The following is a 25,891-nucleotide window of genomic DNA, read 5'->3' on the forward strand; positions in this document are numbered from 1 at the left end:
ATTAATTTGTATTAGGAGCCAAAAAATGGAAAAATTTTCACCCAATGACATTAATAATGCGATTAACTCTGATATTTTTGGACTGACATCTCCAGGGGCATCTTTAGATGTCAATCATGCTAAAGAGCTTGCCAAAGCCCGGGGGGGTTTAGCTTCGAGTAACTACTTAACAACCAAAGATGGTGTTCAAATCTTCTACAAGGATTGGGGCCCTAAAGAAGCTCAGCCGATAGTCTTCCATCATGGATGGCCCCTTAGTAGTGATGAGTGGGACTCTCAGATGCTTTTTTTCTTAAAAGAGGGATTTCGAGTGATCGCACACGACCGTAGAGGTCATGGTCGTTCATCTCAAGTCTGTTCTGGTCATGACATGGATCATTACGCAGCTGATATTGCTGAAGTGATTACACACCTTGGGTTAGAAAATGCAATTCATATTGGTCACTCAACTGGTGGTGGAGAAGCTGTCCGTTATACGGCTCTATATGGACAAGAGGTAGTTTCTAAGCTCGTATTGATTGGTGCAGTTCCCCCACTTATGTTAAGAACATCATCTAACCCTGATGGCCTGCCGATTGATATTTTTGATGGGTTCAGGAGTGCGTTAGCTTCTAATCGCGCACAATTTTATCGAGACGTAGCTAGTGGCCCGTTTTATGGTTTTAATCGACAAGGTGTCGATTTTTCTGAGGTACTTGTTCAGAACTGGTGGCGACAAGGTATGAGTGGAGCCGCAAATGCACACTATTTAGGGATAAAGGCATTTTCGGAAACCGACTTCACCGAGGACTTAAAAATCATTACCGTACCCACACTTGTGCTACATGGTGATGATGATCAAGTTGTTCCTTATAAAAACTCGGCGCTTCTTTCCGCTAAACTACTTAAAAATGCTGAGTTGAAAATATATCATGACCTTTCTCATGGCATGGCAACTACTCATGCAAATATAATCAATAAAGATATTTTGGATTTTATTAAAAAATAACGGATGAGGTTTGTGTCCCTATCCAGCACCATGGTTAGGGATACTTTTCATAGGGTGCTGGTATGTTTATTTTTATAATCAAATTTCTTGGTGGCATAAAAACATATAATTAGGGAGGAGTTCCTATGTCAACAATGATAGAGAATAGATGCTCAATTTGGGACAGAAAAATATGAACAGAAAGAAAATTATTATAACTTTTTTTTTATTGGTGTTGTTGGTTTTTCTCTACTTCGTTTTGTCAGTTTTTATTTCTAATAAAACAGTGTCTACGGATAATGCCTACACGGCTGCTGAATTGGCAGAAATAACCCCTCTTATCGAAGGACCAATTAAAAAAGTTAAGGTGATAAATACCCAATTTGTGCATGTTGGTGATGTTTTGGTTGTGATCGATGATACTGATGCCAGAATTGCATTCATGCAAGCGGAATCTAATTTGGAAACTGCACGTAGAAAAGTGATGCAGATTATGGCTAATGATATCGCTTTGAATGGTAACCTGAGGTCACGCGAAGCAAACATTCTTGAATCAGTACATCAAGTGAATCGTGCACAGGCCCATTTTGATAAAGTTGCTCTAGACGTGAAGCGTCGTAAAAATCTTATAAAAACAGGTGCCATCTCTGAACAGGATTTTACAAACGCTAAAACTGAGCTACGTGAAGCTAGCGCAATGCTGGAGTCTGCTAAGTCTGCTCTAAAAGCTGCCCAGGCTGATGCTATAGAAGCTGAAGGTACTAGGAAAGCAAATGAGACATTATTTCTAGACACAACGATTGATAATAATCCTATTGTTTTAGCTGCAAAAACTCGCCTTGAGCAAGCTAGAACTAATCTTGATCGAACAATCATCCGAGCTCCGGTCTCTGGAATTATCACTCAACGTACTGCAGAGATTGGAAGATTTGCTAAAGCAGGAGAACGGTTAATGAGAATTGTTCCCCTTGAAGGTATTTACGTCAATGCGAATTTTAAAGAAAACCAACTTAAAAATGTTAGGGTTGGACAAAAAGTTGAACTAATTTCGGACCTTTATGGAAACAGTATTATCTATCATGGGAAAATTGTAGGTTTTGATGGCGGTACTGGCTCAGCGCTGTCCTTGATTCCAGCTCAAAATGCGACAGGGAATTGGATAAAAGTTATACAGAGATTACCGGTTCGTATTCACTTAACGAAGAAAGAGTTACTTAATAATCCACTGCGTGTGGGATTATCGATGGTTGCGACTGTAGACCTCACTTCAGATGATGTCAACGAAGGAGAATAATCAATGTCTAGAATTACTTTTCCTCACTTGACAGGTGTAAAACTTATTGTTGCTGCAATTGCGCTTTCCCTTGGGAATTTTATGGTCGTACTTGATACAACTATTACTAATGTTGCAATGCCGACAATTTCTGGATATCTCGGCGTTTCAACAACAGAAGGTATATGGATCATCACTGCCTATGCTGTTGCAGAAGCAATAACAGTACCTCTTACAGGTTGGATAGCATCTCAGTTTGGCCAAGTACGTACTTTTCTCTTGGCCATTATTGCATTTGTTTTATTTTCCGTTTGTTGTGGGTTATCGTGGTCGTTAACCAGTCTTACTATTTTTAGGGTGTTACAAGGATTAGCTGGAGGACCGTTAATTCCTCTTTCTGCTACGTTGCTTATTGCAGTTTTTCCGAAAAGTAAATCAAATATAGCTGTCGCTCTATGGGGAATGATGACTGTCATCGCACCAATATTCGGACCTATTCTTGGTGGGGTTATTTCTGATAATTGGAGTTGGCAATGGGTGTTTTATATCAACATTGCTTTTGGTTTTATCGTTGGATGTGGGGCATGGTGGGTCTTGAAAGATAGAGAAACACTCATTAAACGTTCCCGTTTAGATAGAGTTGGTTTGAGCCTTCTAATTCTATTTGTTTCCACATTTCAAATTACTTTAGATAAAGGCCGAGAGTTAGACTGGTTTTCCTCAAGTTTTATTATTATATGTTCTTTAATTTCTTTAATTTCTTTAATTCTATTAATTATTTGGGTGCTCAACTCTGATGCCCCCATCATTGATCTCCGTGTGTTTAAGTCTCGAAATTGGCTAGTGTCGACGATAGCACTATGTATGATGTTTGGTATCTTTTTTGGGAACATAGTATTAACACCTTTATGGTTGCAACAATGGATGGGCTATACCGCAACTTGGGCTGGTTATGCAACTAGCCCTATGGGGATCCTTGCCGTTCTTAGCTCACCTATTATTGGTCGTATGCTACCAAAGTTCGATCCTCGTCTATTAGTAAGTTATGGCATGGGAATGTTGGCTGTTTCCTTTGTTATGCGTTCGTTTCTGACTACACAGGCTGATTTTATGTCAGTTGCATTACCGATGGTCATATTAGGTGCTGGAGTCCCTGCTTGCCTTATTACGTTAACATCGCTAGGAGTATCTCAACTGCCGACCGATCAAGTTGCAGCTGGAGCTGGGCTCCAGAATTTCCTTCGTGTAATGAGTATGGCGATAGGCTCATCTTTGACTCAGACATACTGGGAACATATGTCTAAATTTAACCGTTCAACATTGGTATCCTCTATGCAACCAGATGTGATGACAAACTTAAATGCTCTTGCAGCTCAAAATAGAATCCCTCTGAACTCATCTACTTTATTACTATCTAAAATGGTTGATGAACAAGCTGTAATGTTGGCTACAAATAATTTCTACCAGTTAGCAACACTTCTTATGCTATGTTCGATTAGCATTATTTGGTTCATAAAAAAAACTGAGCATCCACTTCATAAAAATATAGGGCATTAAGTTTTTACTCATGTTATTTTTGATTTATATTCGCTATTTTGGAGGCGGAAAAATAATGGCAGAAAACTCAAAAAAAATTTATAAGGTAGTTGTAAGAGATGTAATTGAATGGATAAATGAAAACTTAGAGGAGCAGTTGCATATTGAAAGGATTTCAGCAAAGTCCGGATATTCTAAATGGCATTTTCAACGCATTTTTAAAGAGGAAACTGGCATTAGCTTAGGTAAATATATTCGAGAAAGAAAACTGTCACATGCTTATCAACTTTTGGTAAATACGGATATGTCAGTTATTGATATTTCAACTTCCCTCGGGTTCACGAGCCAGCAGGTTTTTTCTAGAACGGTAAAGAAAGAACTTCGACAATCACCGAGAGATATACGAAAAAACGGAGCTATTCAACCTAGTTGAATTGGTGCGATGTTATGTATCTCACTAATCTGGAATTAATACGTTTTGATATTGTTCATTTCCTAATTATGCTTCAATTCTCAGTACTGATCTTTTGAAATATAGTTGTCGTATGCTTTAAGTTTTATTATAAAGTAATAAAGATAAAATGATAATGTTTTGTTGTACGATGAGACTTTTAGAGGAAAATACATTATGATAAGCAAAACTGTGTTGCGTTTCTATCCTCGTAAATATTTTTGTGACTATTTCATAGAGAGCTATATAAGTTAGTCATATCCTTTTATGCTAAATCATATATTACGTTTGTTAAACTCTACCGAGACGTGTACGGTGAATTTGTTACTATACTCAGCCTGGATAGCACGACACTTTCGGCGGTATCACTACAAATACACCTTCCTAAAAAAGTGTATGTTCGTAAGAAATTTTACGGGAGTATCTTCTATGGATGTGCTATGCAGGCATTTTACTACTATAAAAAAACAGGCTTTGCTATTATAAGGCCTGTTTTTAAATGTTGTTATTTTTCGGAAGCTATTTTAAATTTGCGTAAATATAAGGCGCTACATACTTCTCATAATTTTTATCCAAATAATTTGACCACCACTGCATCATAGCCTTGCGGGCTTCTAGATGTTCCGCCTTATGAAGGTAAGCCAGACGCACAGAATTGCGCTCCTGATGACTCATCTGGCGCTCCACCGCATCCTGCGACCATAAACCGGACTCCATTAGAGCGCAGCACGCCATTGCCCGGAAGCCATGACCACAGATATCCCGTTTCGTGTCGTATCCCATCAGACGCAGTGCCTTGTTGATTGTATTTTCACACATCGGTTTGTACGGGTTATGGTCGCCGGGGAACACCAGTACATACTCACCAGATATGTCCTGAATCCTTTTCAGAATGGCGATAGCCTGTACTGAAAGGGGGACAATATGCGGGTTGCGCATTTTTGCACCTCGCCCAGAATAACGTACGCCTGCAATGGATTCACGTGAGGCAGGTATCGTCCAGATTTTATTTCTTAAATCAATCTCTGGCCAGCGGGCAAAGCGCAGCTCACTGGAGCGAATGAACAGATGCAGCGTCAGCAGGACGGCAAGCTGGGTCAGTTCGCGCCCCCGATGATAACCGTCAATGCGTTCAAGCAATTCTGGTAGGCGCTCCAGCGGCAGGGCGGGATAATGCCGTCTAACGGGAGGTGCCGTCACGCCTTCAAGATTTGCCGCCGGGTTGGTGCTGATTAATCCCTGATGAACCGCATGGCGCATGATGCTGCAAAGGTGTTGCCGAGTACGGGATGCGACTTCCAGCAAACCTTTTCCCTCAATCCTTTTTAACAAGTCAATGAAATGACGAGGATTTAGTTCTGAGATTGACAGATGTCCGATAACCGGAAATACATGGTTGCTCAAGCTGGCAAGCATACGATCAGCGGTATTCTTCGACCATTTTCTGTTACTTTTATGCCACGCCAGTGCCACGTTTTTAAAAATTTTCTCCGGTATTTGTGAACTACGTTCAGCAGTACGTTGTTGTGCCGGATTGATGTTCAGTGCCAGCAGTTTACGGATACCTTCACGCTGTTGTCGGGCATCAGACAGGGAGACAGCAGGATAGGCTCCCAGTGCAATACGGGATTCTTTACCGTTAATTCGGTACTTGAGATACCAGTGACGGGAACCGTGTGGTTTTACCAACAAATACAGACCGTGAGAATCGGAGACTTTAAAGGGTTTATCAGAAGGCTTGAGAGTGCGGATTTTCGCGTCGGTAAGGGACATATGGGGGTCACTCCATTATCGAACTAACCTGACCCCAGATTTGACCACCAATTTTTCCCGATGCGGAGGGTAAAATCAAAATGCACCGGGAAGAGTTTTCACGCTAACCTCTTGAATCAACATCAGATAAGGATTCGCAAAGATGCATGAAAACAGGAAATTGGCTCCTCTGACTGGACTCGAACCAGTGACATACGGATTAACAGTCCGCCGTTCTACCGACTGAACTACAGAGGAATCGTTGTGGAGGCTTATCTTAGCGGCGAAAAATCTTTTGTCAAACCTCATTTCCCTGGTGACGGTTCAATTGCTGCTTCTCTCAACAGTTTGTTGCAATTGCAGACATTTTACAGGGAAAAAACTTTGCAGCTTTTTGGATTCTCCCTCATTATTTGAAATGAGGTTTCAACTTTCTTCATTAAGGTCCACTTTGAACGTCTCCGCAGCCTTACGCCAGGCCGTCTCTCGTACGCCCTGGTATGCCAAACGTAAGAGTTATAAGGTTCTTTTCTGGCGTGAAATCACCCCGCTTGCCGTGCCTATCTTTCTGGAAAATACCTGCGTACTGCTAATGGGGGTGCTGAGCACCTTTCTGGTCAGTTGGTTGGGTAAAGAGGCGATGGCCGGGGTAGGGCTTGCCGATAGCTTCAACATGGTCATTATGGCGTTTTTTGCTGCTATCGATCTGGGGACGACCGTGGTTGTGGCGTTTAGCCTGGGAAAACGCGATCGTCGTCGCGCCAGGGCCGCCGCGAGACAGTCACTGGTGATCATGACGCTTTTTGCCATCGTGCTGGCGGCGGTTATTCACTATTTTGGCGAACAGATTATTGATGTCGTGGCCGGGGAGGCGTCTTCCGAGGTGAAGGCTCTGGCGCTGACATACCTGGAACTGACGGTGATCAGCTATCCCGCTGCGGCCATCGCCCTGATTGGCAGTGGTGCATTGCGTGGAGCCGGAAATACCAAAATTCCGCTGTTGATCAATGGCGGTATGAATATTCTTAACATCATGATCAGCAGCGTCCTGATTTATGGCGTTTTTTCCTGGCAGGGGCTGGGTTTTGTCGGGGCGGGACTCGGGCTGACCATCTCTCGCTATATCGGAGCCGTCGCCATTATCTGGGTGTTGATGATTGGTTTTAACCCGGCATTGCGCATTACGTTGAAGAGCTATTTTAAGCCGCTGAACTTCACCATTATCTGGGAAGTGATGGGAATTGGTATCCCTGCGAGTATCGAATCTGTTTTGTTCAACGGTGGGAAATTGTTAACGCAGATGTTTGTGGCGGGGATGGGGACCAGCGTTATTGCCGGTAACTTCATCGCTTTTTCAATTGCCGCGCTGATCAACCTGCCCGGAAACGCGTTGGGTTCTGCATCGACAATCATCACTGGCCGACGGCTGGGGAATGGTCAGATTTCCCAGGCAGAGGTTCAGCTTCGTCATGTGTTTTGGCTATCTACCATTGGACTGACCGCGATTGCATGGTTAAGCGCGCCGTTTGCGGGACTGATGGCCTCGTTTTATACCCACGATCAGGATGTAAAAGATGTTGTCGTGGTTCTGATTTGGCTGAACGCGGCGTTTATGCCGATTTGGTCTGCGTCCTGGGTGTTGCCCTCAGGGTTTAAAGGGGCGCGGGACGCACGTTTTGCAATGTGGGTTTCGATGCTGGGGATGTGGGGCTGCCGCGTGGTTGCGGGTTACACGTTGGGGATCGTGCTTGGCTGGGGCGTTGTCGGGGTCTGGCTGGGGATGTTCTTTGACTGGGCGGTGCGCGCTGCACTGTTTTACTGGCGTATGGTCAGCGGTCGTTGGCTATGGAAATACCCACGTCCTGAGCGTGAAGAGCGCATAAAATCGCCCGTTCAGCCTGAATCTCCAACGAAATGAAGAATATTTCGGCAAACGAACGTGTTTGTGCATTCAGGCTTTGACAATGATCGTGAGCGTCGTTAATATGCGCCCCGTTCACACGATTCCTCTGTAGTTCAGTCGGTAGAACGGCGGACTGTTAATCCGTATGTCACTGGTTCGAGTCCAGTCAGAGGAGCCAAATTCAGAAAAGCCCGCTTTTTAGCGGGCTTTTTGCTTTCCGTCATCGGCATTCAGTTCTTTCAGTGCCCGGCACGCCGGACGCTGATCGACAAACGTTGATTACCACATCAAATCATCAGGCACTTTAAAATCAGCATACGGATCTTCTTCGTCCTGCTCTTCCTGACTAAGCGCACTATTTAGGACGATACTGTTAGCATCTCGCTGTGCAATTTTATCGGCTACGCTTGCGGGGATAATCGCGTATTCACATTCCCCACCGTTATCAACAACTAAACGCGCAATGGCGAGGCGACCATTAATCAACTGGGCTTGCGTCGCCTTATCCACATCTATTTTTTTAATTAAGTTATTATCTGTGAAGTTAAAACCAATATCGCCTTTTGAAATGCTGATTCTATTCATTTCAATAAGTTGCTTCACCTGCGCTTTATATTCTTTAGATAAAGCCGCTTGTTTTTGTTGCTCGCTTAGCTGTTTATCACGCTCAAGTTGCGCTTTTTTATTTTCTTCCACAGCCTCTCTTGCTTCACGCGCCTGAACTCGTGATTTTTTAGCCGTTCTCTGGACTTTGGCCATTTTTTTACTGGTTACTAATCCCGCTTTTAGCATCTGCTCTTGTAAGGTGAGTTTTGTCATCTTCGCTTCTGAAACCGTTGAATAATGTATGTGATTATACCCGTAATTTTTGCGTCTGTACCTGGCGCACGCGAGCCGGAATTCTGTTTATGAATGGCGCAGGATTCCGGCACGGGATTCAGATGAATTACTTGAGCAGTTTCACCGTGGCCTCTATGTCTATCTCATCTTCCGAGAAGATTAATGTCGTTCCCTGGAAGGTGGTGATTGCCAGTTTTCTCAGCGAGCGCATTTCACCGGGCTTTGCGGCTGATTTGGGTCTGATACTACTCATCAGCACGCCCACAGACAGCACCGCGTTTTCTTTATCAATTCGGGTATCGGCTGGCACTTCTTCGCTGTAAACCAGATAAGACTTGATTGACGTGAGCTTCAGGCGCTCGCCCGCGATATAGATGTATTTGCTTTCCGGGATGACTTTCACAGCATAAGCGGATAAGCCTTTGTTATTGGTGGTGGGTTCAAAAGTCACCGCCGCGTCTTTCTTAATCAGCTCAGGGTTGGCAACCTTAATCACATGAAAATAGCGATTATCACCATTTTCATCTTTGATAAATCCAAAACCTTTATCTTTAAACCACGTTGTGATTGTTCCGTTCATCGCCTTACCGCCTGGTTAATCGTTTATCTACTCAGTTTTTACAGCGCGCAGTGTAAAGCACAATGCCCACGCAGACCATGTCTTTGGCTTAAGTTTGGGTGATAAATGTCCATCAGACCAGGGGGGCGTTGGGGGAGGGGAAGTCGCGATTGCATTTGGCCGATGGTCAGGGATGGAGAGAACGTCTACTTCACAACCCAGTTCACTGTTCAATACATTCCATTAATGCAATTGAGTGCCATTCTCATCTATCATGATCTGCGACTCACACGATCTATGGCTACTGCAACAAGGGAGGTCGTCAGTGCTACTGGCTATCAGGTACGTCTTTGCGTCATGCCCACTTCGTATTACCGCACTTATCGTCGTTGTATTGCTTCAGGGGCTGATACCGGCCCTTAACATCTTTATGACCGGCCAAATAATCAACACGCTGCATGCAGTGCAAACCACCGACGGCGATCTGATGCTGAGCGTTGCGGTCTGGTGTGTTTCACTCCTTGGCATGCAGCTTATGCAGCCCCTGGTCAATCTTGTTCAGGGGGATGCCACGGAGATTTCGACCAATCACTTCAGCGCTAAGATTATGTGCCGTATGAACGACTCCTTTTCCCTGAGCCTGTTTGATAATAAGGAGCGTTACGAGCAGCTGGAATATTTGAAAAAAGAAGCGGCGTATCGACCGCTTAATTTCATCATCTGTATCATTTACGTTATCCGGGCAATCGTCATGGCCGGCAGTCTGCTGCTGGTTCTGATCAACTATTCAGGAGCAGGGGCGGCCATTTGCGCGCTTTCCGCCATACCGATGATTGCCATCAATATGCGTATCCAGCAGAGATACGTGCGGGATTTATTCTTCACGTCTAAAGATGCGATTGCGATGCGCTACGTATATGGCGTCAGTATGGACAAGAGTTTTTTGCAGGAGATCCGGCTTTACGGTCTTGGTAAATATCTGCTGACTAAATTCAATGCGTCCGCTCGCAATACCTATAATCGCATGCACAAACAGCGCATCCGCGCGCTAATCACGCCTGTGCCGGCCATGATGCTGAGCCTGACTATGCTGTTCGTCGGGGTAACTCTTTTTTTAAACAACTTACGCACCAGTGATATTGCCGTGAGCGCGCTGGTGATGGTGTTTCAGTCCATTGTGATGATGAAATCGCACCTCGACGAGATAGCCAATTATGGTTCGAATCTCGTCAGCATGAGCAGTTTTTTCACCCGCTACCATGCGTTTATGACGGATAAGATTGAACCGGTGAAAAACGGGCACCTTACCTTACCCGCCGAAACACCTTTTGCCCTCAGCATTCACAAACTCCGGTTTCAGTATGAGGGGCGTAATCGTCCAGCCCTGAATGGGGTTAACCTTGAAATTGCCCCCGGTGAAAAGGTCGCTATTCTCGGTGAGAACGGCAGCGGAAAAACAACTCTGATTAAAATGATCCTGCGCATGTACGCCTTCAGTGAGGGGGCTGTGTCTGTGTCAGGCGTGCCGCTCGACAGGTTGGATATTGAAAGTTACCGGAACCAGATAGCCACCGTGTTTCAGGATTACGGAAAATACGAGTTCACGGTGGGCGAAAACATTGCCCTGAATAATTATGATGCAGAAACCCCGTCGTCAGCGGTTGATGAATTACTGAAAAAAGTAGGATTTCCGTATGACCAGCACACCCGGCTGGGCAAGCAGTTCGGCGGCGATGAACTCTCCATAGGGCAGTGGCAGCGGCTCGCGATTGCACGGGCGCTATACCGAAAGGCCAATCTGTTTATTTTTGATGAGTTCTCTTCATCACTCGATCCTGAAACTGAGCACCGGCTGTTTAATGATATTCTGGCCCTGAACACAACCGTGATCGCAGTGACGCACAGGCTAGGATTATCGTGATGTCTGCTGGAGAGGTCATCGAAAATGGGGACTTCACTGCGTTGATAAGCCGTCGGGGAAAATTTTACGACATGTGGCATGCGCAGTTTAAATCGGTGATGACTCAGGCAGTTTAATACTATGGGAATGGTACGCAGGTATTTGCACGTCATTCCAGATGTAACCCATCCAAATATATCGTCATTGCCCCGGTGTACGCCGGACAAGAGGCTCTGCATAACCATGTCCGATTTGAGCGAAAACCGGATATCAGTGATTTTCGCTCACGACAAAAAGGCTCCAGTGACAACTAATCTTCGCGTTTTTCCGCCCATTTCAGCATTGCATCAAGGGCCGGGCACAGTTCTTGCCCCCACTCGGTCAGGCGATATTCCACTTTCGGCGGCACCTGAGGGTACACCGTGCGTGATACTATGCCGTCGGCTTCCAGTTGTCGCAGTTGCTGAGCCAGCATCTTCTGTGAAATACCCGGGATCAGTTTTTCAAAATCAGAATAGCGCTGTACCTTTCCATCGAACAGATGAAAAAGAATAATTAATTTCCAGCGACCTTCCAGCAGTCGCAGCACATGCTCCACGCCGCTTGCGGCAGATTCTGGAGTGTATAACTTACTCATAATTCAGTTGCTCACTTTTTCGTGCGTACTTGTCAATTTCACAGTCTATGTTGAAAATTCCTGTACTGTAAACAACGGGAGTAAAGCGCCATGTCATTAGCCCTACCGCACGCTATTTCTGACTATTTTGCGATCAGCAACGGAGCAGATATTGCCAACGTTAAGCACTGTTTTACCGCCGATGCTGTCGTGACAGACGAAGGTAAAACGCATAAGGGACACGCAGCGATCGAGGCATGGCAACGTGCCGCACAGGCCGCGTTTGACTACAGCGTTGAGCCGGTTCAGTTCCTCACCGAAGGCCACCGGGTGACGGTCACCTCAAACGTCGTCGGTAATTTTCCCGGCAGCCCGGTCGTGCTTAAACATGCTTTCGGCCTGGTCGGCGACAAGATCAACACACTGGAGATTATCTGATGTCGTTAGATCTTGATTTTCAGGACAAACGCATACTGGTTACTGCCGGCACCAAAGGCGTCGGCAAAGCGGTCGTTGGATTATTAAAGCAACTGGGAGCCAGGGTGTTAACCACCGCGCGTCATACGCCCACAGAATGTATCGCCGACGCCTTCGTGGCGGCGGACCTGACCACGGTCAACGGGTGTGCTTCAGTAGCTGAAGCCGTTCAGATGCATCTGGGAGGTGTCGACGTCATCATCCATGTTGCGGGCGGTTCTACCTCACCTGGTGGTGGCTTTGCAGCACTGGGCGAAACGGAGTGGCAGCAGGAACTCAACCTTAATCTGCTGCCAGCGGTACGCTTAGATCGCGCGCTGTTGCCAGGGATGCTGGCACAGGGCAGCGGGGTTATCATTCACGTCACCTCTATCCAGCGTGAACTGCCGTTACCGGAATCGACCACCGGTTATGCGGCGGCAAAAGCTGCGCTGTCGGCGTACAGCAAGAGCCTGTCGAAAGAGGTATCCCCGAAGGGGGTCCGTGTGGTTCGTGTTGCGCCCGGCTGGATCGAAACCGAAGCTTCGGTAGCTATGGCAGAGCGACTGGCGAAGCAGGCGGGAACGGATTACGAAGGCGGTAAGCAAATCATCATGAATGCACTCGGGGGTATTCCTCTTGGTCGTCCGTCAAAGCCCATTGAGGTGGCGAAGCTCATTGCTTTCCTCGCGTCGTCTCATGCTGCCGCCATCACCGGCACCGAATATGTGATAGATGGCGGCACCATCCCGACGGTGTAATTATGTATCTTAATCGGCCCGAATTATGAGCCGATTAAGATCGCCAGAGGCAGAAAATGGTTAATCGTGGCGTCCGTTTTGACGCAAAACAGTCTGACGTAAGTGAACAGTCTGCTATAAGCGAGGTGCAGACGTTGATTAAAACACAGGACAGCTACATTCACATGGAGAATAATCAGGTGAGCTTACGGCGATCGCCAGTGAGTGGTCGCCGCTGTTCCCGCGCTATCTTGCAGGGCGATTGACTGTGCATCAAAAAGTGTTAAACGCTGGCGACAACAGATATAACCATTACTCCTGCTTATTAAAACGCATCTCGTCATACCTTATCCATCGACTGCGAGTGGTTATCTTATAGCCCGTCCATAACACCAGAAATATCGGAATACCGATATAGGTGGACGCCACTCCGTACCAGTCGATTTTGTCATGCAAAAACGCTTGATAGTTCTGGCCTGGTGTTACTACCAGGTAGAGTAAGAAGGCAAAGATAGTCCCCGTAGGGAAAAACGCTGAACGATAAGGCAGGATGTCAACGTTATGGCCCTGCTGTACATATCCACGTCGAAAACGGTAGTGTGGCTGACGGCAATCCCTAACCAGGCAATAAAGCCAGTCATTCCCGTCATGTTCAGTAACCACATATAGACAGATGCGTTATCAAACATCGACGATAAAAAACACAGTGCCGACACCATGGCAGTTGCCAGCAAAGCAAGCAGCGGCACGCCGTTACGTGTCAGATGGGTAAAAATGCAGGAGCCTTTCCTTCACGCGCCAGGTTAAAGAGCATGCGGGTTGAAGCGTATAGCCCAGAGTTACCGGCTGAGACCACGGAGGTGAGGATAACCGCATTCATGATCGCCGCGGCGGATAATAACCCTGCATTCTGGAATACCAGTGTAAACGGACTCATGCTGACGTTATCTACATCGGATTGCAGCAGGTGCGGATCGGTATAAGGCACAATCAGGCTGATCACCAGAATCGCAAAAACGTAGAACAGCAAAATTCGCCAGAAAACCTGGCGCATGGCGCGCGGAATGGCTTTCTCTGGCTCTTGAGCCTCACCTGCGGCAATACCTATCAGTTCAGTCCCCTGGAAAGAAACACCAACAACCATCGCCACGCCGATCATACTGAAGATATTGCCTGCAAATGGCCCTGAACCTGTTTGCCAGTTATGCAACCCGGCGTCAGGTGCCCCACGCAGGATACCGGTAATCATCAGTAATCCCAGCACAATGAAAATTACTGCCGTAGCGACCTTATAGAACCACCAATAGCGATCATCGAAAGGTGGCGTGTACGCAGGGTACGCTTAAGCGTCTGCGGAGTAGTTTGAGTATTTTGCATAAAAAAAATCAGGTGAGGAGGCGCTGACAACCACAGCAAACTGTCAGCGCAAACCGGAGATTAACAGAAAAAGAGTCGTGTCTGGATCGTTAAATCAGAGTGTCATCATCATTTCATGCCAGGCCATACCACCGTGGTCTGACTCTGACGGTTTTATATACTGGTAACCGAAATGAGCATACAGATCGACGTGGCGATCTTTACACAACAGGTGAATAGTTTTTTTGTTCATTGCTTTCATTTGCGCCACGAATTCACGCATCAGCAACGACGAGTATCCTTTGCCCTGATAATCCGGGTGAACCACGACAGACATAATCACGGCATTGGGTGCATCCGGATCGTGTCCAACAAGTTCTTTAAACTCTTCATCAGACATCACGACTTCCCATGCGCAGCCTGCATTGATGAAACCAATAACGTCGCCGTTCAGCTCCATACACAGGAAACCTTCCGGATAGCGGTTAATACGGGTGGCAATTTTCTCGCGCGTTGCGGCTTCATCCCCTTCGTAGGATGTGATTTCAATATCATAGCAACGATCGACATCGGCGGCAGTGGCCTGACGGAATACAGGGGTAGACATAGTTTTGCCTCTTCAGAATCATTTTGTTGGAAATATACTATCTTTTTTTAATCATGCTTTCGCTGCATTTTATGCAACAATAAAATGTATAATATTCATTAATCGCTGTTTTCAAATTTGCCCCGGAAAAAAGAACCATGATGTCGACGTTGCGCAAGACCGATCTGAATTTATTGCTTATCTTCGATTCTCTTTATCGGCATGGGAGCGTAACGGAAGCAGCTAACGAAATGGCGCTAAGTCCATCGGCGCTGAGCCATGCGCTCAATCGTTTACGTGCCTCACTGGATGATCCCTTATTTGTGCGCACCGGCGGACGCATGGTGCCAACGTCAAAAGCAGAGAGCATTGCCGCCAACGTTTCCGCCGCTCTGAGCAGTCTCTCGACTTGCCTGCATGAGCCTGAACACTTTGAGCCGGAAAAAAGCCGGGAGACGTTTACTTTTGCCGCCACGGACTACACTGCCGCTGTGATTCTGCCTGGCCTGATCGCGAGAGTTAACAGCCTCGCGCCGGGCATTACCATTAAGCTTATCTACTCACGCGATTTTAACGCCGATGAAGATCTGCTTTCGGGTAAAGTCGATTTTGCCCTTGGTTTTGAAGAAGAGCAGAAAAACCCCCGACGAGGTATTGAGTCCATTACCTGCTTTACTGATGATTACGTGGTTGCTGTACGACGTGGTCATCCTGAAATTCATGATTCCCTTACCCATGAGCGCTATCTTAGCGCCGGACACGTGGTAGTACGCCCATGGCTGGAATCCCGTGGTGCTATCGACCGTTATCTGGAAAGTCAGCAGGTACGCCGCCGAATTGTTGTTGAATTGCCAAGTCTGATGATTGCCCCGCTCATTGTTTCAAATACTGATCTGGTCATCACGCTTCCCAAGCGGGGCATCTCATCTGTTTTTGATATGAAAAATCTTGTGGTGTTTGCTCCTCCATTCCCGACACCCCAGTATATTCTGAAGGTTTATTACAGCCCACAGCTCAGTAACTCACCTGGACATTTATGGATGAAAGAGCAAATTTTGCAGGTTTGCGAGCCGCAAAACCCGATTACGTCAATGAATGCAGCCGATTAAGCCCCTGACGCAGATCGATGATCAGGTCATCCGGATCTTCCAGGCCAATCTGGAGCCGGAGGGTTTCTCCCTTCTTGTTCCAGGTTGTCGCAGTTCGATATTCCCGGCAGTCGAAAGGAATAATCAGGCTTTCAAAACCGCCCCAGGAATACCCCATTCCGAACAGCTGCATGTCATTCAGCATGCGTGTTACCGCCTGTTTGCTGAATACGGGATCAAGCACCACAGAGAACAGCCCTGACGATCCCGTAAAGTCTCGCTTCCATATTTCATGTCCCGGACAATCCGGCATTGCGGGGTGGAGTACAGTTTTGACTTCAGGTTGTTCTGCAAGCCAGTGAGCAATTGCCAGTGCCCGTGCTTCCGCTTCTTTCAGGCGAATATGCAACGTTCTCAAACCACGTAAGGCAAGGAAACAGTCTTCTGCACCCGGTAACATGGCCATACTGTCATAGGTGGCACGTAGCGCAGGCCAGGTCTCGGCATTAGCGCTCACCATCCCCATCAGCAAGTCAGAATGTCCACTAAGGTATTTGGTCCCGGCTTCCACAGAGATATCGCAGCCGTGTTGATGTGCCTGGAAGAACAGCGGCGTTGCCCAGGTGTTATCGATGATAGTCTTAATATTCCGGCTACGTGCAATGCGGGTAAGCAGCGGGACGTCCTGAATCTCAAAGGTTTGCGAACCGGGAGACTCCAGAAATAGCGTGCTGGTTTCAGGGCGGATCAGTGCGCAGATATCTTCTCCCACCATCGGGTCGTAATAAGTGGTTGTGACGCCAAATTTTTGCAGAGTGAGATCGCAAAAATTACGCGTTGGGCGGTATACGGAGTCCGGCATCAGGAGATGATCTCCTGCCTTGAGTGTCGTCATTAGCGCCAGGGCCACGGCGCCCAGTCCAGAAGGTGACATCACTGTGCCAGCAGCCCCTGCAAGCTCCGTCCATGCATCTTCCAGATTTTTAATAGTTGGCGTGCCCAGCGTACCGTAAGCAAAGGCCGCTCGATTGTTTTCGAGATCTTCCACAGTTTCAAATACAACGGTTGAACCGCGATACACCGGGCTGTTCACAAAACCGTGCTGTTCGCGAGTATCCCGCCCCATTTGTGTTAAGCGGGTTGATAATTTCAGGAATTGATTATTCATATACACATCCATAATTTATGACCAGGTCTGTTGGTCAATTTTATTCAACAAATTTTAAAAAGGGCGAGATGCAAAGAAGAACGCCATAAAATGCAACATAATAATTTTTACCGGCTCGCAGGTTGTCCAGCGCCGAGACTCTTTTCACCAGATAGAATGGTATTAAACAGGCTACCAGTCCAAATACTGGGCCAGAAATTTGCATGAGCAGCATCACTGAAAAATCAAAACTGACCCAAACCCAGAGAAATACGACAATCGCTACGGCAATAATGATTGAAAGCAACCTGCGGTTAATGTTTTCGCTGCCTGAGATGCGGGATATCATATTAACCGTTAGTCCCATAATGGCTTCTTTGAACCCCAGATAAATACTGAAGAATGCCGTTAATATTGCAAAGATATTCAGTGTTACTGAAAGTATGCTCACTAAATTTCCCGGCATGATTTGTGATGCCAGCGCCAGAGCAGAGATATTTTGTTCAAGGGCTGACGCTGCCTCCTCTTTGGTAATAGAAAAACTAAAGGAGAAGGCGAAGAACAGCACGCTGACGACAAGTACGATGTAGGCAATGCGCGTAGCACGGATCGCTCGTAGCGAAGCAATAACCGGGTCGGACTCCAGTTTGCGATACGCGATGTTCATTGGGTTGAGGATCTGAACAAACAAAATTGAAAACAACGTAAATGGCAGCGTTAGCAAAACATCCCGTAGAAAGCTCATGACAGGAGGAAAAGCAGAGATATTGCTGATACTCCAGTACGGGGTCATTACCGCGCCAAGAAAGACAATCACGGCAAGTTTAAAGAAAATCATCGGTCCGGAGATACGAAACAACCATCTTTCACCCTGGTTAGCAATCAACACCATCACACCTAATAAAATCAGGGGATACCATGCTGTTTTGGATAAAAAATCGTCGGTAATGTGGTAGCTATGCAAATACGCAGCGCTGTCGTTTACCAGACTCATGGCATAATTCAAAATACCCATTAGCAACATTAAAAAGTAAGCGACGCCTAATAATCCTCCCCAGTTTTTACCAAGATACTGGGTTATAATTTCTGCATAGCTGTCACAGGCTGGGGTCTGGGTTAAGGTTTTAAGGTACAAGTCCTGAAGCCAGTAGATTGCTGGATAGCTTAATGAAATAGAGGCAACAAATACCCATATTCCCTTTACACCAGCCTGAATCGGCATGTAGATAATACCTGCGCCTATCGCCATGCCGATGCACAATACTACCCATCCGAGATCGTAGGTGGTGAATGGGATTCTATGTTTAATCACTGCATCTTCACTGTTTACCATCATTTTCAACCTCTTAAAAGAGACTTATATTTTCTGGCTTTCTGTCGAACCATAAATATGTGTGTAGGGTTTTAGTCATTACAGAATCTATTTCTGTAAGATCATCTTTTAACGAAGGTGTTGGTAAAACAATATTGTCCCGATGACAGCATCGCTGAATTGTGATTCGCAGTGATATATAACAATAACTGTGAATGTTATTCACAGATAGTGTCGTCAATGATCAACGCGCCATCACATTTTTTCCCGTAATGCAGTCTTCAGAAAGTCCAGGAAATGAATAATAGTTTTGTCCTCCTGTACTGAAGGCGAGACAATGGCCTGCAAACGATGTGTGACGCCAGGATCGTGAGCTGGCAGCACACGTATTAACTTCCCGGAATCCAGATAATGGCTCACCAGATAATCCGGCAGACAGGCAACCCCACCATGGGCTAACGCTCTTTGCAGCAATAGCAGGCTGGAATTACACGAAAAATAGGGCATTACTTTTACCGTTTCACTCTTGACTCCGTGGTGAAATGTCCATCGTCCCTCGCTGGTCATTTGCGGGTAGACCAGACACTGATGAAAACGTAAATCGGCGGGGGTGTAAATCGGCGGATGACACTTCAGGTATTCCGGAGAGGCACAGTAGAACCAGCTGATATCCATCAGGCACGTATCATCGTCTTCATATTGTGCCGCTTCCGAAGAGATCCTTAAGGCGATATCAAACTCATCGCGCGCCAGATTAATCAGACGGTCGTCAAGTGTGACGTTAATGCACACACCAGGGTGTAACTGCTGAAAGGCATTTGAAATATGCGGAATGTGGGTGCAACCAAACGCCACTGAACAGTTGATACGCAGTGTTTCAGTTTCTACGCTGGCAGCCAGTCCTTCAATGTCAGCAATCACCCGTCGTGCCACCTGAAGTATTCGTCTCCCGCTTGCCGTTAACTGAATTGGACGCGACTCGCGAGAAATCAGCGCATTGCCAACAACCCCCTCAAGTTGGGTAAGGCTCTTGCTGACAGCTGAAGGGGTCAATCCCAGTTCTCTGGCTGCCCTTGATTGATTACCTGTTTCTGCCACTTTGATAAGCACCTGAAACTGGTTGAGATAGCCTGAAAGTTTGGGTGTATTCATCTCTTTTCCAGCTTCCAGTCTATAGATTTAAGCAATGGCCATGACGCCAGTTCCAGTATCGAAAATAAACAAAAGGAAAACGCGCCCATGACTAACGCTGAACTCAGGAGATGAAACAAAAATATCGAGCAGAGAAAAGGAGGGTTATCGTGAATAGTTTTCACTACTACAAGTGCAGTAAACAAAAAGACAAAGATATTTAACAAACGCATGGTAAGTCCTGAGATCAGGCCGATGACTGGTATGTGTTCAGTTTACTTGCGCTATCATTTGCCTGCGCTGCATTTAATTCATTATTAAAGTGTACAATTTTCATTTCTTATCTTAGTTTTCAGAGCAACGGAGGCAGGTAGGGAGAACACGTTGATGTAACGATGAAGTTCGCAGAGTTGCTAAGGAACTGAAAACGAGATACTAAAAATACCAACGTCCCCTCCTGGCACAAACCCGCCCCTCTACCCAAAAAGCCCACTTTTAGCGGGCTTTTGGTTTTCAGCATACAGGGTTAATTTGCGCGCACCCGTATGGGAGCGGTAGCGGCGAACAGCCACGGGCGGGCGTTGCTTTCTACGCGAGGGGATAATGTTTCTCTTACCTGCTGATGGTACTCATCAATCCACAGTTTTTCTGCCTCGCTAAGCAGATGCAATTCCACGAGACTTAAGTCGATCGGCACCAGCGTCAGTGTGGAGAATTTGCAGAAACCAGGGCGGCTTTCGACAATTTCGACCTGATTTTCAATGCGGATACCGTATTGTCCGGCGAGGTAATAGCCCGGCTCTATCGTAATGATGTTGCCTGCCACCAGCGGCCAGGGGTTCACTTTTTTGGCGATACGGTGCGGTTGCTCATGAATCAATAGCTGATGACCTACGCCGTGTCCCGCTCCGTGATCGTAATCCAGACCAAGATCCCAAAGCGCCCGGCGGGTAAAGGCGTCAAGCTGGTGTCCCTGAGTTCCGCTGGGGAATTGCAGGGTAATCAGCGACAAAAAGCCCTTCAACACAGCGGTGTAGTGTAACCGACGCTGCGGCTCCTGCGGCCCAAATGCGAGGGTACGGGTCGTGTCTGTCGTACCGTTCTGATATTGACCGCCCGAATCGTTCAGGTACATCTCCTGGGTTGTGACTGGCGCGTTTGTTTTCTCGCTTGAATGATAGTGGCACATGGCGGCATTGCCTGCCGATGCAGAAATGGTGTTAAAGCTCTGCTCAAGAAATCCCGGTTGTTGCTGGCGATAAGCCAGCTGTTTTTCCTGGGCTTCCAGCTCCGTTATTGGATTGCCTGCGGCTTCACGCAGCGGCACTTCGTGCGCCAGCCAGGCGAGGAAATTAACCCAGGCGGCGCCGTCCTGCTCATGGCATTCGCGGTATCCTGCCAGCTCGGTTTCGTTCTTGTGCGCTTTCATCAGCGTAATCGGATCTGCTGACCAGATGACGTCACCGCCATGCTGCTCAATAGCGAAGCGCAGGGCGACCGGGGCGAAATCTTTATCAACCAGGAAACGCTTTCCGGCCGCGCGTTGCTGACAGCGTGCAAGGAACTCACCCGGCGGGGAAATGGTCAGCGTGCTGAGCAAACTTGCAGGTAACGGCTGAGTTTTCTTTTCATCAACGAACCATTCCAGTTCGCCCGTGCGGTGCAATAACGCAAACGAGAAGGGAACAGGCACCATGTTGAGGTCGCTGCCGCGTACGTTCAGCGTCCAGGCGATATTATCCGGCAGGGTGATCGGCAGGTAATCCGCCTGCTGTTTTGCCAGTTCGTCGAGAATGCGCGCGCGTTTCTGCGCGCTGCTTTCACCGCTGATTTCAACGGGCATTTCCCGGATGATGCCGCAGGGGGCAGCGGGGCGGTTTTGCCATACAACGTCGAACGGATCGCTGTCTAACGCCACCAGTTCGCAGTGGGTGGCTGAGAGTGTCTCAAACTGGCTGTTGACCATCAGCAGAGGTTCGAAGGCAATACGTGCGCCGGAGGCAACCTGTTCCTGCAAATACTCCGCAAGCGGCTCGTTATGCAGGTGATGAATTTCAAAATCATTACGATCGACTTCGGCGCGGGCCTGAACCTGGTAGCGGCCATCCACAAACAGCAATGCGCGGTCGCGAAGCACTAACGCCTGTCCGGCAGAACCGCTAAAGCCCGTTAACCAGGCCAGTTTATTATCGTGTGGCGTGCAGTCCTCGCTTTGATGAGCATCGGCGCGAGGAACGATCATGCCATCCAGCCCCTGTGCAATCAGGAGATTACGCAGGGCGGAAAGGGGAGTTGGGTTGCTCATAGACACCTTCATGCCTTAACGGAACGGCGGTTCGTTGAATGTGCGCAGTTTACGTGAGTGCAGGCGATCGCCTTCTGCGCGTAACAGATCAATGGCGCGAATGCCGATTTGCAGGTGCTCCGAAATCGCACCTTCATAAAAACGGTTAGCCTGGCCGGGAAGTTTAATCTCACCGTGCAACGGTTTGTCGGAGACGCACAATAGCGTGCCGTAAGGTACGCGGAAGCGATAGCCCTGGGCGGCAATTGTGGCGCTTTCCATATCAATGGCGACGGCGCGGCTCAGGTTGAAACGCAATGCGGAGGCAGAGTAGCGCAACTCCCAGTTACGATCATCGGTGGTGACGACCGTGCCGGTACGCAGCCGCTGCTTAACCTCTTCGCCAGGCATACCGCTCACCATTTTCGTGGCGTCATACAGCGCGCGCTGAACTTCTGCGATGCTGGGGATGGGAATATCGGGCGGCAGTACGGCATCGAGCACATGATCGTCACGTAAGTAGGCGTGCGCCAGCACATAGTCGCCAATCGCCTGACTTTCACGCAGGCCGCCGCAGTGACCAATCATCAGCCAGACGTCCGGGCGCAGTACCGCCAGGTGATCGCAAATAGTCTTGGCGTTTGACGGCCCGACGCCAATATTCACCAGCGTAATCCCCTGGCCGTCAGCCGTAATCAGGTGCCAGGCTGGCATCTGGTGTTTTTTCCACGCCAGATCGGAGATGGCTTCTTCGGGAGCCTCGGTTTCTGCGGTGATCCAGATCCCGCCAGCACAGGAAAGTGCGATATAGGGACTGTCCGGGTCCAGAATCTGGCTGCATCCCCAGCGCACAAATTCGTCTACATAGCGGGTGTAGTTGGTAAACAGAACAAAGGGCTGAAAATGTTCAACTGGCGTCCCCGTGTAGTGACGCAGTCGCGCCAGCGAGAAATCGACACGGCGCGCGTCGAAGTGAGAGAGCGGATAAAACTCACCGGGGTGGAACAAACCGTCTGCGGTCTCGTCGCCAATCTGCGCCAGTTCAGTGGTGGGGAAAAAGCGCGTCAATCCGGCGCTCATGGAGCGGTCAAGCGACAGCTCGGAACCGTCAATGACATAAGGATACGGAATTTCATGATGGGACGGTTCAACCGCAATATGCGCGTCATAATCCTGATACAGCAGCGTTAATTGCTCTTCAAGGTAAGGGCGAAACAGCGCAGGACGGGTGATGGTTGTGGTGTAGCAGCCAGCATGGGTAAAGCGGCCATAGGCGCGGGTCTTGGGGGGATTCGTCGCATTGCCGCTCCAGGAGACGGAAAGCGATGGGTAAACAAAAAGGCCATTATTTCGGGCTGTAATGTCTGGAAGCTCCCCGTTTTCAACATACTTGCCAATTGCGTTACGCAGAGCCTGAACCGATTGCTCGTAGAGTTCGTCCAGTTTATCCAGCGCCTGAGACGGGGTCAGGCCGGCGCCCTTATTATTCATGTCTGTCTCCTTGTTCCACAGGTGTACTGCTCTCCCGATAGTATGTCACAGGAATGTGAAACAAAAGTCAGACATTGCGTAAGAACAGACGGAGGCCAGACGGCCCCCGTACAGGGATTAGACGTGTGGTTTATTTTTCATCAACAGCGCCGTAACGGCAGAGATCAGGCAGCCTGCCAGCAGGTAAATGGCAACGCTGTGCCAGTTCCCATCGGAGAAGGTGACCAGTGCGGCGGCGATAAAGGGAGTGAACCCGCCGCCCACGACGCTGGCGACCTGGTAACCGACTCCGGCACCGCTGTAGCGATAACCTGCACCGAACATGCCGGTAAACATCGGCTGCTGTACGCAGACCACCATATCATGAGCAATATTGGCCAGCATGATGGAGAAGAACACAATCCAGAAGATTGACTGGGCTTCAAGCGCCATAAAAAACGGGAATGCGCTGAGCGTACCGATTAAGGCACCTGTAATATAGACGCGCCGACGACCGAAGCGGTCCGCAAGCCAGGCAAAGCAGGGGATCGTCAGGCAGCTTAGTCCCCCCACCAGCAGACCGATATTCAGAAAAAGCTCACGCGGAAGGCCCAGATTTTGGGTGGAGTAGTTCAGGGCGAACGCGGTGACGATATACATCGTCAGCAGCTCGCACAGGCGCAGGCCGATGATTTTCAGAAATGCGCCAGGGTGGCGGCTCAACGCCTCCATAACCGGCAAGCGTTTTTTCGCCGGTGGTGTTTCCTGCTTCTGCTGTTCAAATTCGGCGGACTCTTCCATGCCATTGCGCACCCATAAGGCGCCAAGCACCAGAATAATGCTGAACAAGAATGGGATGCGCCAGCCCCAACTCAGAAACTGCTCATCGGTCGTCAGCGTGCTGATCAGCGAGACCAGACCGGTCGAGAGCAGCAGCCCTACGCCATAACCCACCTGAACGCCGCTGCTGTAAAACGCTTTTTTGTTCTCCGGCGCGCTTTCAACCGACAGCAATGCCGCGCCACCCCATTCGCCACCGACGGCAAAACCCTGAACAGCCCGTAATATCACCAGTAATACCGGCGCCCACCAGCCTATAGTGGCGAAAGAAGGGAGGATGCCAATCAGTGCGGTAGCGATACCCATCATCCATACGGTCAGCATCAGCATACGCTTACGGCCCAGACGATCGCCGAAGTGGCCGAAGATCACACCCCCCAGCGGGCGAAACAGAAAGCCAACGCCGAAGGTGGCAAACGCCGCGAGTGTACCCATCGCCGGGCTGATTTGCGGGAAGAATTCACGATTAAACACCAGGGCAGCGGTGATGCCATAGAGCAGAAAATCGTACCAGTCGACGACTGCGCCAGCGAAGCTTCCTAATGCGGCGCGGCGCGCGCGATTAAGCGAAGGCGTCTCATCCTGGGGACGCGTGGAGGTGAGGGTGGAATCCATAGTTATCCTGTCTGTGCTGTTTTTTTAGTTATTAGTATGGAGAAATGATGACTCATATTGCTGCCGACATATTAACGGCCTTTATGAGACTACCGCGACAGACGGAAAGAGAAAATGATTTTATCCGTCACGCGCGGGCAAGATGAAAAATAGTACGGAGCCCGGTTGAAATCGCCTTGTATCTCAGGGTTGTTAACGTTAATTGTTATGATATAACATATCTATTTAATGGTTCGATCATGGAAGAGGTTAAGTATTGTGCAATTCGTCGCATCCAGTGATCACCCGGCGAGTGCTCTGAGCGTCAATATTGCGTCGCTACAGCGGCCCGGAGGCGGAGAACTGCTTTGTGCAATTCGCTTTGAGGTTGAGGAAGGGAAATGCCTGGCCGTTATTGGGCCTAACGGCAGCGGTAAAACGTCTTTACTGAAGGCAATAAGTCAGGAACTCCCCCTTCAGAAGGGCAATATTCAGCTACTGGGCCGGTCTGTTTCGGCGCTGTCGCGGCAGCAGCGGGCAAAGCAGATCGCCGTTCTGGCGCAAAATGATACGCCCGATCTGAGGCTGGCTCTTGAGGATTATGTGGCGCTGGGGCGTATCCCGCACGCCCGGGATGCACCACGCGACAGGCATGATGCCATCGTGACGAAGGCCATTAAAGAGACGGGATTACTGGCGTTGCGAAAGCGGTCGCTGTCTGCGCTTTCTGGCGGAGAAAGGCAGCGGGCGGCGCTGGCGCGGGTGTTAGCTCAGATGCCGAGCCTGGTGCTGCTTGATGAGCCAACCAACCATCTGGATCCCTCCGGTCGGGTGGAACTGCTTTCGTTGGTGAAAAACAAGGGGATAACGGTGGTGGCGGTATTGCACGATCTGTCGCTGATTGAATCTTTTGCTGACCGCGTTCTTCTTCTGTCGCAGGGAAGAATGGTGCTCTGCGACACACCGGAGCGTGTGCTGGTGTCTGAAAACCTTTATCCCGTTTTTGGGTTGACCTGCTTTACCGTACCACACCCTGATACGGGGAAAGCGCTACGTATTTTTGAAGTTCCTGGCTATGCATAATAAATAT

22 protein-coding genes, 2 tRNA genes and 1 pseudogene are annotated in these 25,891 nt (G+C 48.3%); 12 read left to right on the forward strand and 13 right to left on the reverse strand.

Annotated elements, in window-relative coordinates; genetic code table 11:
* Positions 1–25: 25 nt before the first annotated feature.
* The 4 genes from OGX80_RS19230 to OGX80_RS19245 all read left to right on the forward strand — a co-directional run bounded on the left by OGX80_RS19230 (position 26) and on the right by OGX80_RS19245 (position 4,209).
* Positions 26–988, forward strand: a complete 963-nt coding sequence (locus OGX80_RS19230) for an alpha/beta fold hydrolase (protein WP_115181489.1) — start codon at positions 26–28, stop codon at positions 986–988.
* Between the two features lie 148 nt (positions 989–1,136).
* Positions 1,137–2,261, forward strand: coding sequence for an HlyD family secretion protein (locus OGX80_RS19235; protein ID WP_115181490.1), 1,125 nt, complete (start codon positions 1,137–1,139; stop codon positions 2,259–2,261).
* A 3-nt stretch (positions 2,262–2,264) separates the two neighbouring features.
* Positions 2,265–3,797 (forward strand): DHA2 family efflux MFS transporter permease subunit, encoded by a 1,533-nt coding sequence (locus OGX80_RS19240; protein WP_115181491.1) that lies wholly within the window; start codon positions 2,265–2,267, stop codon positions 3,795–3,797.
* Positions 3,798–3,852: 55 nt separating this feature from the next.
* Complete coding sequence (locus OGX80_RS19245) at positions 3,853–4,209, forward strand: helix-turn-helix domain-containing protein (RefSeq protein ID WP_115181492.1); 357 nt, start codon at positions 3,853–3,855, stop codon at positions 4,207–4,209.
* A 537-nt stretch (positions 4,210–4,746) separates the two neighbouring features.
* Here OGX80_RS19245 and OGX80_RS19250 read toward each other — a convergent pair.
* Positions 4,747–6,000: a tyrosine-type recombinase/integrase gene (locus tag OGX80_RS19250; protein ID WP_115181493.1), complete on the reverse strand. Its 1,254-nt coding sequence runs from the start codon at positions 5,998–6,000 to the stop codon at positions 4,747–4,749.
* Between the two features lie 161 nt (positions 6,001–6,161).
* A tRNA-Asn gene (locus tag OGX80_RS19255) sits at positions 6,162–6,237 on the reverse strand.
* Positions 6,238–6,243: 6 nt separating this feature from the next.
* On the opposite strand from OGX80_RS19255, the gene OGX80_RS22365 reads away from it, so the two are divergent.
* The 3 genes from OGX80_RS22365 (at position 6,244) to OGX80_RS19265 (ending at position 8,060) form a co-directional block, all read left to right on the forward strand.
* Complete coding sequence (locus tag OGX80_RS22365) at positions 6,244–6,396, forward strand: DUF5951 family protein (RefSeq protein ID WP_153258860.1); 153 nt, start codon at positions 6,244–6,246, stop codon at positions 6,394–6,396.
* Between the two features lies 1 nt (position 6,397).
* Positions 6,398–7,897, forward strand: coding sequence for an EmmdR/YeeO family multidrug/toxin efflux MATE transporter (locus tag OGX80_RS19260; protein WP_115182323.1), 1,500 nt, complete (start codon positions 6,398–6,400; stop codon positions 7,895–7,897).
* An 87-nt stretch (positions 7,898–7,984) separates the two neighbouring features.
* Positions 7,985–8,060, forward strand: a tRNA-Asn gene (locus OGX80_RS19265).
* A 101-nt stretch (positions 8,061–8,161) separates the two neighbouring features.
* Here OGX80_RS19265 and OGX80_RS19270 read toward each other — a convergent pair.
* Positions 8,162–8,701, reverse strand: a complete 540-nt coding sequence (locus OGX80_RS19270; protein WP_012131810.1) for a DUF2058 domain-containing protein — start codon at positions 8,699–8,701, stop codon at positions 8,162–8,164.
* A gap of 127 nt (positions 8,702–8,828) precedes the next feature.
* Positions 8,829–9,302, reverse strand: coding sequence for a cold-shock protein (locus OGX80_RS19275; protein ID WP_012131811.1), 474 nt, complete (start codon positions 9,300–9,302; stop codon positions 8,829–8,831).
* Positions 9,303–9,606: 304 nt separating this feature from the next.
* Here OGX80_RS19275 and OGX80_RS19280 point away from each other — a divergent pair, with 304 nt between their 5' ends.
* Complete coding sequence (locus OGX80_RS19280) at positions 9,607–11,202, forward strand: ATP-binding cassette domain-containing protein (protein WP_286471398.1); 1,596 nt, start codon at positions 9,607–9,609, stop codon at positions 11,200–11,202.
* A gap of 289 nt (positions 11,203–11,491) precedes the next feature.
* On the opposite strand, the gene OGX80_RS19285 is transcribed toward OGX80_RS19280, so the two are convergent.
* Positions 11,492–11,818, reverse strand: a complete 327-nt coding sequence (locus OGX80_RS19285; protein WP_012131813.1) for a winged helix-turn-helix transcriptional regulator — start codon at positions 11,816–11,818, stop codon at positions 11,492–11,494.
* Between the two features lie 90 nt (positions 11,819–11,908).
* On the opposite strand from OGX80_RS19285, the gene OGX80_RS19290 reads away from it, so the two are divergent.
* On the forward strand, positions 11,909–12,235 hold the full coding sequence (locus tag OGX80_RS19290; RefSeq protein ID WP_115181496.1) for a nuclear transport factor 2 family protein: 327 nt from the start codon (positions 11,909–11,911) through the stop codon (positions 12,233–12,235).
* The gene (locus tag OGX80_RS19295; RefSeq protein ID WP_115181497.1) at positions 12,235–13,014 is read left to right on the forward strand and encodes an SDR family oxidoreductase; all 780 of its coding nucleotides are present in this window, start codon (positions 12,235–12,237) and stop codon (positions 13,012–13,014) included. The genes OGX80_RS19290 and OGX80_RS19295 overlap by 1 nt, the downstream gene beginning before the upstream one ends.
* A gap of 291 nt (positions 13,015–13,305) precedes the next feature.
* Here the strand turns inward: OGX80_RS19295 and OGX80_RS19300 are convergent.
* Together OGX80_RS19300 and OGX80_RS19305 are read right to left on the reverse strand one after the other, a co-directional pair.
* Positions 13,306–14,311: pseudogene (locus tag OGX80_RS19300) on the reverse strand (amino acid permease); the annotation flags it as partial.
* Positions 14,312–14,464: 153 nt separating this feature from the next.
* Positions 14,465–14,956, reverse strand: coding sequence for a GNAT family N-acetyltransferase (locus OGX80_RS19305; RefSeq protein ID WP_115181499.1), 492 nt, complete (start codon positions 14,954–14,956; stop codon positions 14,465–14,467).
* 137 nt (positions 14,957–15,093) lie between these two features.
* Here OGX80_RS19305 and OGX80_RS19310 point away from each other — a divergent pair, with 137 nt between their 5' ends.
* Entirely contained in the window at positions 15,094–16,044 is a 951-nt protein-coding gene (locus OGX80_RS19310) for a LysR family transcriptional regulator (protein ID WP_115181500.1), read from the forward strand.
* Here OGX80_RS19310 and metC read toward each other — a convergent pair.
* The 6 genes from metC to shiA form a co-directional block, all read right to left on the reverse strand.
* The gene (metC, locus tag OGX80_RS19315) at positions 16,019–17,191 is read right to left on the reverse strand and encodes a cystathionine beta-lyase (RefSeq protein ID WP_115181501.1); all 1,173 of its coding nucleotides are present in this window, start codon (positions 17,189–17,191) and stop codon (positions 16,019–16,021) included. The genes OGX80_RS19310 and metC overlap by 26 nt on opposite strands.
* Positions 17,192–17,231: 40 nt before the next feature.
* Complete coding sequence (locus tag OGX80_RS19320) at positions 17,232–18,419, reverse strand: amino acid permease (RefSeq protein ID WP_233594315.1); 1,188 nt, start codon at positions 18,417–18,419, stop codon at positions 17,232–17,234.
* A 318-nt stretch (positions 18,420–18,737) separates the two neighbouring features.
* The gene (locus OGX80_RS19325) at positions 18,738–19,634 is read right to left on the reverse strand and encodes a LysR family transcriptional regulator (RefSeq protein WP_115181503.1); all 897 of its coding nucleotides are present in this window, start codon (positions 19,632–19,634) and stop codon (positions 18,738–18,740) included.
* Positions 19,635–20,139: 505 nt separating this feature from the next.
* The gene (locus tag OGX80_RS19330) at positions 20,140–21,918 is read right to left on the reverse strand and encodes an aminopeptidase P family protein (RefSeq protein ID WP_115181505.1); all 1,779 of its coding nucleotides are present in this window, start codon (positions 21,916–21,918) and stop codon (positions 20,140–20,142) included.
* A gap of 15 nt (positions 21,919–21,933) precedes the next feature.
* Positions 21,934–23,388 carry an AMP nucleosidase gene (locus OGX80_RS19335; protein ID WP_110494095.1) on the reverse strand — a complete coding sequence of 485 codons (1,455 nt, stop codon included), beginning with the start codon at positions 23,386–23,388 and terminating at the stop codon, positions 21,934–21,936.
* Between the two features lie 117 nt (positions 23,389–23,505).
* Positions 23,506–24,822, reverse strand: coding sequence for a shikimate transporter (shiA, locus tag OGX80_RS19340; protein WP_012131820.1), 1,317 nt, complete (start codon positions 24,820–24,822; stop codon positions 23,506–23,508).
* 228 nt (positions 24,823–25,050) lie between these two features.
* Here shiA and OGX80_RS19345 point away from each other — a divergent pair, with 228 nt between their 5' ends.
* Positions 25,051–25,884: an ABC transporter ATP-binding protein gene (locus OGX80_RS19345; protein WP_233644101.1), complete on the forward strand. Its 834-nt coding sequence runs from the start codon at positions 25,051–25,053 to the stop codon at positions 25,882–25,884.
* The last annotated feature ends 7 nt before the right edge of the window (positions 25,885–25,891 follow it).

Origin of the sequence: Citrobacter sp. CK194 (genome assembly GCF_030333395.1) — a bacterium.
GTDB classification, from domain to species: domain Bacteria; phylum Pseudomonadota; class Gammaproteobacteria; order Enterobacterales; family Enterobacteriaceae; genus Citrobacter_B; species Citrobacter_B koseri.